At 74.0% G+C, this 7,291-nt stretch carries 5 protein-coding genes, 1 tRNA gene and 1 pseudogene; 3 read left to right on the forward strand and 4 right to left on the reverse strand.

All coding sequences use genetic code 11. The features are described from left to right. Positions 1-3: 3 nt before the first annotated feature. The 4 genes from KVT14_RS12105 to KVT14_RS12120 all read right to left on the reverse strand — a co-directional run bounded on the left by KVT14_RS12105 (position 4) and on the right by KVT14_RS12120 (position 3,426). Entirely contained in the window at positions 4-897 is an 894-nt protein-coding gene (locus tag KVT14_RS12105; protein ID WP_217615895.1) for an SDR family oxidoreductase, read from the reverse strand. Between the two features lie 146 nt (positions 898-1,043). Beyond that, entirely contained in the window at positions 1,044-2,141 is a 1,098-nt protein-coding gene (locus tag KVT14_RS12110) for a hypothetical protein (protein ID WP_308161051.1), read from the reverse strand. A 7-nt stretch (positions 2,142-2,148) separates the two neighbouring features. Beyond that, positions 2,149-2,724: a dCTP deaminase gene (dcd, locus tag KVT14_RS12115; RefSeq protein WP_147795220.1), complete on the reverse strand. Its 576-nt coding sequence runs from the start codon at positions 2,722-2,724 to the stop codon at positions 2,149-2,151. A 171-nt stretch (positions 2,725-2,895) separates the two neighbouring features. Beyond that, entirely contained in the window at positions 2,896-3,426 is a 531-nt protein-coding gene (locus KVT14_RS12120; RefSeq protein WP_217615896.1) for a hypothetical protein, read from the reverse strand. Positions 3,427-3,615: 189 nt separating this feature from the next. On the opposite strand from KVT14_RS12120, the gene KVT14_RS12125 reads away from it, so the two are divergent. From KVT14_RS12125 to KVT14_RS12135, 3 genes and pseudogenes are all read left to right on the forward strand, one after another. Next, positions 3,616-6,108 (forward strand): glycosyl transferase, encoded by a 2,493-nt coding sequence (locus KVT14_RS12125; RefSeq protein ID WP_217615897.1) that lies wholly within the window; start codon positions 3,616-3,618, stop codon positions 6,106-6,108. 121 nt (positions 6,109-6,229) lie between these two features. Further along, positions 6,230-6,300: transfer RNA gene (locus tag KVT14_RS12130), tRNA-Gly, on the forward strand. Positions 6,301-6,478: 178 nt separating this feature from the next. Next, positions 6,479-7,291 (forward strand): annotated as a pseudogene (locus KVT14_RS12135) (hypothetical protein); the annotation flags it as partial.

Consider the following 7,291-nt stretch of genomic DNA (forward strand, 5'->3'; position numbering starts at 1 on the left):
CCGTCACGGGGTCGGCATCCCCCCGTTGACGTTCAGCGTCTCGCCGCTGACGTAGCTCGACTCCTGAGAGGCCAGGTAGACGTACGCCGGGGCGAGCTCGGCCGGCTGGCCCGCGCGGCCGTACGGCGTCTGCTGCCCGAACTCCGGCAGCGCCGACGGCGGCTGGCCGCCCGCGGTCTGCAGCGGCGTCCAGATCGGCCCCGGCGCCACGACGTTGACCCGGATCCCCTTCGGCGCGAGCTGCCCGGCGAGCGCCTTCGAGATCGTGTTGATGGCGGCCTTCGTCGTGGCGTAGTCGACCAGGATCGGAGCCGGCTGGTACGCCTGGATCGACGACGTCGTGATGATGCTGGAGCCCTTCGGCAGGTGCGGCACCGCCTCCTGGACCAGCCAGTACAGGGCGTAGACGTTCGTCTTGAAGGTCTCGTCGAACGACTCCGGGGTCAGCTCGGTGATGTCCTCCACGTACTGCTGGCGCCCGGCGATGATCGCGAGCGTGTCCAGGCCGCCGAGCTCGTCGAGCGCCGTGCGCACCAGCGACCGGCTGTAGGCCTGGTCGGCGACGTCACCGGGGGCGAGCACGACCTTCCGGCCGGCGTCGCGGACCAGCTGCGCCACGTGCTCGGCGTCCTCCTGCTCCTCGGGCAGGTACGACAGCACGAGGTCGGCGCCCTCCCGGGCTAACGCGATGGCGACGGCGCGGCCGATGCCGGAGTCGCCGCCGGTGACGATCGCCTTCCGGCCCTCGAGGCGGCCGGACCCGCGGTAGGTGTCCTGGCCGTGGTCGGCGAGCGGCTGCAGGTCGGCGTCGAGGCCGGGCCCGTCCTGGCTCTGCTCGGGCGGCTCGGGCATCGGGTACTGCGCGATCGGGTCCTGGAACGTGTACTGGTCGGCCATGCGGCGTCCTCCGTCCTGGGCGGTGAATGCGAAAGGCGACGCCCGCCGGCGTGGAGACCGGCGGGCGTCGACCCGCGTCCATCGTCAGCCGGGGTCGGGAGGGTCGCAACAGGGAGCGCTTCCCGCGCGGTCCCGTCGCCCAGGCGTCAGAGGTCGGCGGGGTCCACCAGGAAGCCCGCCATGTCGGCGATCTCCCCGCCCACCTCGGCGTGCACCTCGCGCGCGACCCCGCGCACCACCCGCGCCGCGCGGCCGCGCGCGACCCGGTGCGGCAGCGACGGCCGCTCGGACTCCAGCTGCTCCACGTCGGGCGCCTCCCAGCGCACCCGGTACGCGACCACCTCGCCCTGGGCCCAGTCGACCCCGGCGAGCACCTGCGGCACCTCGGCCTCGGCGGCCACCTCGACGACCACGATGCCGTCGACCCCGAGGTCGACCTGCAGGCCGAACGCCTCGGCGGCCGGCGGGTTCTCGCGCATGTGCGCGTCGAAGGCGTCGGCCTCGGCGTGCAGCCGGCGGCGCTCCTCGGCGTCGGCGACGCCCGCGCCCACCCGGTCCCGGGCCGCGAGCGCGGCGCCGGCCTGCTGCGGCGAGGCCCTCCGGGGGTCGGGGGCGCTCGGCACGTCCAGCGCGGCGCGGGACGACACGCGGTGCGCGGCGGCGAGCACCGTCTCGGGCTCCACCCAGCGGTCGCTGAGCACGGTGAGGTCGAGCGCCGCGTCCATGTCCGGCTCGAGCACCACGCCGGTGTCGACGCGCAGCGCGCCGCCGAGCCGGCGGGCCACCGCGACGAGCCACAGCACGACGCGCTGCTCCTCCCGCACCGGTCCGGCGGTCCCGAACGCGCGGCGCAGACCGTCCCGGTCCCCGCCGAACGCGGGTTGCTCGGCGCGCTCGCGCGGGCAGTCGACGACCCAGGCGACCCGCGCGTCGGACGGCAGCCCCCAGCGGGCGAGCTGCGCGGGCTCCAGCGCGAACGGCCCCGTCAGGGTCGACAGCCGCCCGAGCCGCAGCACACCGGGCGTGGCCGCGGGCGCGGGCGCGCGGCTCGCGCCGGACGCGCGCCGGCCGGAGGGCACCCGCGGCGGGCGCTCCCACCGCGCGGCGGGGAACCGGCTGCTGGCCAGCACGTCGACCTCGTCGGGCGCGACCCCCTCGGGCAGCACCAGCAGGTGCCGCCCGGGCGGCGGCGTCACGCCCGCGGCGGCGGGCACCTCGGGCAGCGGCGGCAGCGACGCGGTCACGACGGGGTCAGACCTGCGTGCGGTGGAAGTGCTGCCACGAGCGCGAGGCGGTCGGGCCGCGCTGGCCCTGGTACCGGGAGCCGGTGGCGCCCGAGCCGTACGGGGCGAGGGCCGGCGACGACAGCCGGAAGAAGCACATCTGCCCGATCTTCATGCCGGGCCACAGCGTGATCGGCAGCGTCGCGACGTTCGACAGCTCCAGGGTCACGTGCCCCGAGAAGCCCGGGTCGATGAACCCCGCCGTCGAGTGCGTGAGCAGGCCGAGCCGGCCGAGCGAGGACTTGCCCTCCAGGCGCGCGGCGATGTCGTCGGGGAGGGTCACCTGCTCGAACGTGGAGCCCAGGACGAACTCGCCGGGGTGCAGCACGAACGGCTCGTCGCCGTCGACCTCCACCAGCCGCGTGAGGTCGGGCTGGTCCTGGGACGGGTCGATGACCGCGTACTTGTGGTTGTCGAACAGCCGGAAGAACCGGTCGAGACGGACGTCGACGCTCGACGGCTGCACCATCGCGGGGTCGTGGGGGTCGAGGACCACCCGGCCGGCGTCGAGCTCGGCGGTGATGTCGCGGTCGGAGAGCAGCACGGGACCACGGTACCGGGGTCGGCGGGGCCGACGAGATCGGGCTTCCGTCCCCGGACGCTGCTTCGCTAGAGTGCCGCTATCGCCCGGGGAGCTGATCCTCGTGGAAGTCGAGGGCCCGAGACCCGTCCGGAGGACGTGGCGTTCGGGCCCTACGCATGTGCCGGAGCGCCGTCACACGTCGACGACCCCCGCGGTGAGCGGAGCGGCCCGCCGCCGCCACTCACCCCCGCGGGCCCAGCACCACGCCACCACGTCCGGGAGCGCGAGCAGGGGTTCCTGCGCGGCCCGCCGGTGCTCGTAGCTCAACCTCTCTTGCGATCCCGCCGCCCGCGTGATCTCGAGCAGATCCCGGCGGTCGCGGGCGTCCTGGGTCTCGTCGGACTCCAGGACCAGGCGGTCGCATCCGTCGTGGACGTCGGCGACGAGCCGCGCGAGGCACGCGCGTCTCCTCTCGATCTGGGTCCGGGCGGGCGGTCCGCCCGCCGAGTAGATCGTCGTGCCGAGCCCGAGCTCCGCGAGGGCGCTCAGGATGATCCGTCGGCGGCGGTCGGACTCGTGCTTCATGTGGACCCGGGTCTGCCGAGGGAGCACCAGCCGGCGGACCTCCTGACGGGCCCGGTGGACGCTGCCCCCGTCGACGATCGTCGCCGCGAGGAGGTAGTCGCGCGCCTTCGACTCGTCGACGTACGCGTGGGACGTCACGGGCCGGCCTGCTCGTCGTCGCGCATCCCGGGACCGTAGGTGCCCGCTCCCGGCGCTGAGTGGGACCTCCGCTCCGGGGCCGGGACCAGGGCCCGCCGGAAGCGTTTCGACCGTGCGCTACGCTGACCGACGCACGCCGCGTGGGAGCGCTCCCGCAGCGGCCACCACTGACGACCGGAAGGCGCGACGATGCGGTACGGCCACTTCGACGACGAGGCACGCGAGTACGTCATCACGACGCCGCGCACCCCGTATCCCTGGATCAACTACCTGGGCTCGGAGGAGTTCTTCTCGCTGCTGTCGCACACCGGCGGCGGCTACTCGTTCTACCGGGACGCGAAGATGCGCCGCCTCACGCGCTACCGGTACAACAACATCCCCGCCGACGAGGGCGGCCGGTACTTCTACGTGCACGACGGCGGCGACGTCTGGACGCCGGGCTGGCTGCCGGTCAAGGCCGAGCTCGACCACTACGAGGCGCGGCACGGCCTGGGCTACTCGCGCATCACGGGCGAGCGCGGCGGCCTGCGGGTGGAGACGCTGTTCTTCGTGCCGCTCGGCGAGACCGCCGAGGTCCAGCACGTCACGCTGACCAACACCTCCGACGCCCAGAAGACGGTCTCGCTGTTCTCGTTCGTCGAGTTCTGCCTGTGGAACGCCCAGGACGACCAGACGAACTACCAGCGCAACCTGTCGCTCGCCGAGGTCGAGGTGGAGCTGGACGGCCCGCACGGCTCGGCGATCTTCCACAAGACCGAGTACCGCGAGCGCCGCGACCACTACGCGGTGTACGGCGTGAACACCCGCGCCGACGGCTTCGACACCGACCGGGACTCCTTCACCGGCCCCTTCAACGGGCTCGGCGAGGCGGCCGTGCCGCACGCCGGCCGGGCCACCGGGTCGATCGCGTCCGGCTGGTACCCGATCGGCTCGCACCAGGTCGACGTCACGCTCGCCCCGGGCGAGAGCCGGTCGCTCACCTACGTGCTGGGCTACGTCGAGAACCCGCACGACGAGAAGTGGGCGCCCGCCGACGAGGCCGCCGGCGTCCCGGGGATGCAGCGGGTCAACCGCGAGCGCGCGCACGCCCTGCTGTCCCGGTTCGCCACCACCGAGCAGACGCTCGCCGCCTTCGAGGCGCTGCGGACGTCGTGGACCGACCTGCTGTCCACCTACTCGGTGACGAGCACGGACCCCAAGCTCGACCGGATGGTCAACATCTGGAACCAGTACCAGTGCATGGTCACGTTCAACATGTCCCGGTCGGCGTCGTACTTCGAGACCGGCATCGGCCGCGGCATGGGCTTCCGCGACTCGAACCAGGACCTGCTCGGCTTCGTGCACCTGGTCCCGGAGCGCGCCCGGCAGCGGATCATCGACATCGCGTCGACCCAGTTCCCCGACGGCTCCGCCTACCACCAGTACCAGCCGCTGACGAAGCGCGGGAACAACGACATCGGGTCGGGCTTCAACGACGACCCGCTGTGGCTGATCCTCGGCGTCGCGGCCTACATCAAGGAGACCGGCGACTGGGGGATCCTCGACGAGCCGGTGCCGTTCGACAACGAGCCCGGCTCCGAGGTGCCGCTGTTCGAGCACCTGACCCGGTCGTTCGAGTTCACGGTCGCGAACCGCGGCCCGCGCGGCCTGCCGCTCATCGGCCGGGCCGACTGGAACGACTGCCTCAACCTCAACTGCTTCTCCACCGAGCCGGGCGAGTCGTTCCAGACGACCGAGAACCAGGCCGGCGGGGTCGCGGAGTCGGTGTTCATCGCCGCGATGTTCGTGCACATCGGCCCCGAGTACGCCGAGCTCGCGGAGCGCCGCGGCCTGGCCGACGTCGCTGCCCGCGCGCGCACCGAGATCGAGGCCATGCGGACCGCGGTGCTGGAGCACGGCTGGGACGGCGAGTGGTTCCTGCGCGCCTACGACTTCTACGGCAACCCGGTCGGCACCGACGCGTCGCCCGAGGGCAAGATCTGGATCGAGCCGCAGGGCTTCGCGGTCATGGCCGGGATCGGCGTCGACGCCCAGAACCCGGGCGACCCCGCCTCCCCCGCGGTGCGCGCGCTCGACTCGGTGCGCGAGCACCTGGCGACGCCGCACGGCATGGTGCTGCAGTCGCCCGCCTACACGAGCTACCAGATCGAGCTCGGCGAGGTCTCCACCTACCCGCCGGGCTACAAGGAGAACGGCGGCATCTTCTGCCACAACAACCCGTGGGTGATCATCGGCGAGACCGTCCTCGGCCGCGGCGAGCGGGCGTTCGACTACTACCGCCGGATCACGCCCGCGTACCGCGAGGACATCTCCGACGTGCACCGGCTCGAGCCGTACGTGTACGCGCAGATGATCGCGGGCAAGGAGGCGGTGCGGCACGGCGAGGCCAAGAACTCCTGGCTCACCGGCACCGCGGCGTGGAACTTCGTCGCCGTCTCCCAGTACCTGCTGGGCGTCCGGCCTGAGCACGACGGCCTGGTGGTCGACCCGCAGATCGGGCCGGACGTGCCGTCGTTCGGCGTCACCCGGGTCGCCCGCGGCGCCCGGTACGAGATCACCGTGACCAACGCCGGCGCGCCGGGCGCGCGCGGGCGGCTGGTCGTGGACGGGGTCCCGGTCGAGGGGTCGACCGTGCCCTACGCGCCCGCGGGCAGCACCGTGCGGGTGGAGGTCACCGTCTGACGACGCGTGACGCGCGCTCCGGGCGTCCGCGCGTGCGGGCGTCCGGAGCCGCTATGCTGGGCGCGCGCTCCCCTCGCGGGGGCGCGTCGACCGCCCGGCTCGAGCAGCCGGGGACGGTCACGCGGGTGTAGTTCAATGGTAGAACTTCAGCTTCCCAAGCTGATAGCGCGGGTTCGATTCCCGTCACCCGCTCTCCCGAGAGGGCCAGGCCGGCACCGCCGCGCCTGGCCCTTCGTCATTCCCGCCGCGACGCGCGCGGTCGGCCGCCTTGCGGGTCACCACCTGCTCTGAGTGATTCCCCCTACTCAACGGCCGGGGGGTCGATGGACCCCCGCCTACCTTCCCAGGGCCAGCCCGACGGAAGGACCGCATGAAGCACGAGATCTCCCGCATCGACCTGCGGCTGCCTCCGCGGTGGTGCGGGTGGCGACCCGGCGACGCCCCGCGGGTCGCCCGGCGGTTCGCGGCCGACCTCGCCGGCGGCCCGGTCGCGGTCGCCCGGCTGCGCTCCGCGCTCGAGGCCGTGGACCGCGCGGTCGTCGGCCTGAACACCCGACACGTCCGCGCCGGCGCGTGGGTGCCGGAACCCACCGGCGACGTCGTCGCCGGGCTCGCGTGCGAGATCCTGGTCGAGGTCCCCGTCGGGGCCGACGCGGCCGCCGCCTACCTGCACCGGGTGCAGCGCAAGATCGCGCGGTCCCGGCACACGGCCACCCGCATCACGTACCACACCGCGTCCCTGCGGGAGCTGCCGGCGGGCCAGGCGGTCGTGGCGCTCCGGAGCCACGGCGTGCTGCGCCACGAGGTGATCTGGACGGTGTTCCCGGCCGGGGCGAGCGAGGCCGTCGAGCTGCGTTTCGACACCCGGTCCTCGGAGCGCTACCAGGACCTCGTCACGCACGCCGAGACGATCGCGCACCGGCTCCGGGTCGGGCTGACCGGGCGGCGGCCGCCGGCACCGCGGCCGGCGGCGAGGGCCGCGACCGCGCCACCGGGGACCGCCCGGGCGCGAACCGCGGTCACGGGTCCGCCGACGAGGGCCGCGGGCGCCGTCGGCGGCGCACCCCCCACCGCGGTCGACCCGACGCCGGCGCTGCGCGAGCGCGGGGTGGTCCGCGGGGCGGCCCTCGGCGTCGGCCTCGCCGCGGTCGGGCGGCCGGTCCAGGCGCTCGTCGCCGTGCGG

The organism is Cellulomonas sp. GbtcB1 (genome assembly GCF_019091725.1).
Classification (GTDB): domain Bacteria; phylum Actinomycetota; class Actinomycetes; order Actinomycetales; family Cellulomonadaceae; genus Cellulomonas.